The organism is Butyrivibrio sp. (genome assembly GCF_024699075.1).
In genome coordinates, this window is the sequence record NZ_JAILQF010000092.1 from 1 (window position 1) to 2,188 (window position 2,188).

The 2,188-nt window shown below is 35.4% G+C and carries 3 protein-coding genes; all 3 read right to left on the minus strand.

The window, feature by feature from the left end; translation table 11 throughout:
• The coding region (locus K6G87_RS03675) for a protein-ADP-ribose hydrolase (protein WP_296834049.1) at nucleotides 1-688 on the minus strand (688 nt) is incomplete at its 3' end.
• Nucleotides 689-737: 49 nt separating this feature from the next.
• The gene (locus K6G87_RS03680) at nucleotides 738-1,766 is read right to left on the minus strand and encodes an SIR2 family NAD-dependent protein deacylase (protein WP_296834052.1); all 1,029 of its coding nucleotides are present in this window, start codon (nucleotides 1,764-1,766) and stop codon (nucleotides 738-740) included.
• Nucleotides 1,767-1,959: 193 nt separating this feature from the next.
• The coding region (locus K6G87_RS03685) for a putative quinol monooxygenase (protein ID WP_296834055.1) at nucleotides 1,960-2,188 on the minus strand (229 nt) is incomplete at its 5' end.

Sequence of the window (2,188 nt, forward strand, 5' to 3'; positions counted from 1 at the left end):
TTTTAACTGTCTCTACAGCAATCTCAGCAGCTCTCTGATTAGGAAACATGAAAACACCGGTAGAAATACAACAAAGAGCAATGCTCTTAACACCGTTTTCCTCTGCTATATCAAGACATGACTTATAGCAGGATGCCAAAAACTGCTCATGCTTTTTAGTCAGAGGACCTTGAACTATAGGACCCACGGTATGAAGTACATATTTGCAGGGCAGATTATAAGCCGGTGTTATCTTAGCCTTTCCTGTTGGTTCTTCATGGCCCTGTTTTTCCATGATCTCATTACACTTAAGTCGAAGCTGAACACCTGCTTTAGAATGAATAATGTTGTCAATACATGAGTGAAGCGGCTGAAAGCAGCCAAGCATCTGTGAATTTGCAGCATTGACTATTGCATCTACAGTAAGTCTTGTTATATCCCCTTGCCAAATGTATATTTGAGCACTTTTTTTACAGGGACTCATATCTTCTATTGCTACATATCCTACAGACGCATTTTCTGTTTGAAGATAACTGTCTTGAATCTCAAGAAATTCTTCAGTAACAGGCATTGGCATACGCACATTCATAAGTGCTCTTAGCATGTCTTTCTGTTCACTGCTATCAGTTGGAATTGGCGTATTCTTATAATGATAGTTTTCGCCAAGTAAATATTTTAAAAGCCAAAGTCTTTTTTCACTCTGATTCATTAGATAACTCCTATTAGGATTTCAGATTATCTGAAAAATTATTTCAATATTATAATTCGCATTTGCTCCTAAGCTCATCCAAAGCCTTATCAATATCTTCGTCAATGCAGATGCTTCTATCATCTATTTCCTTAGGGCAATAACTTTCACCATAATTTATGCAGGCATAGGTAGCTTTTTCACTTGCTGCTGTCATCTGCCAGAATGGGTATTTGATAATTACAGGTGTGTTTGATCCTACACCAAGTTCTAAATATAAAACTCTAAGATTCTCATGTCGTCTTAAGAAATCAGCATAAGCTCCGGATGCTCTATGCCAGCCTTTATCTTCAACAAAATTATTATCAGCTCTAAGGTTGGTGGTCATATCAGAGCCATCATCCGGGCATTTTGGAATAAGGTCTGTAGGAATTACCATCTTAATATTTTTATCTTCCGGTATATCAAATATACCATCGTTGTTTCTTATAAAACCTTGGGATTCCATGGCTTTGACAACCCACTTTTCATTATCGAAAGTATTTTTTATATCAGGATTCACACTTTGAAAGAGCCCATAATCTCCCTGGGTATAAAAAAGCCTCTTTTTATCAAATCCGGCCTTTTGGAAACAGTGGTCAACATTAGTTGTAATAACAAAATAATCCTTATCTTTAACAAGCTCATAAAGCTTATTATAGGTTTTCTTAGGCGGATCCATATATCTGTTTACATAGATATATCTGGCCCAATAGGCCCAGAAAATCTCTTTTGAAGGATATGGATAAAAACCTCCGGAATACATTTCATTTATTCCATATCTCTTTTGAAAATCAAAAAAGTATTTTTCAAATCTTGGTCCGTTATATATAAATCCTGCTGCAGTAGACATGCCGGCTCCAGCACCAATGATGATGGCATCAGCTGCTTTTATTTCTGCGGCGAGCTTTTCTATATTATCCATATTGTTTCCATTGCCATATGAAATGCCTAATCTGAAATTTCTCACTGCAGCTATTCCCCTTTCAATAGAAATTTTATAACCATTTGGTAATTCATGTCTATTTTTTCTAAAATCAATAACTTTTGCTATATCCATAAAATTCACACTCCTTACTATGGCTATAGTATATTTCTAAATGATAAATAGATTAAGTACGCACTTTTTTATTACTCAGTTACTCAAAAGTAACCAATAAACCCCAAAAGAGCCCGAAGAGATAATCTTCAGGCTCTCTAAATTCATATTCTTTTTCTGGCATAATAAAAATATCTTTAATTCTTACGTCATATTATTCAACCATAACTGTCTGTTCGATAACAGGAGCTGCTGAAACAAGATCTCCAAATTCTCCTACAAACTTCTGGAAATGTGTTGATGCATTATGAGTATTGATTGCCTCATCATCCTTCCATACTTCTACAAAGAAGAATTTTGTCTTATCTTCTTTACCTGTATAAAGATGATAATCTACATTTCCCGCTTCCTTTCTTGATGCTACAATGCACTCCTTTGCAAGT

What these genes read in the sequence shown, in the direction of transcription:
- K6G87_RS03680 (WP_296834052.1), bottom strand. Translation starts at nt 1,766, where the DNA reads ATGGATATAGCAAAAGTTATTGATTTTAGAAAAAATAGACATGAATTA.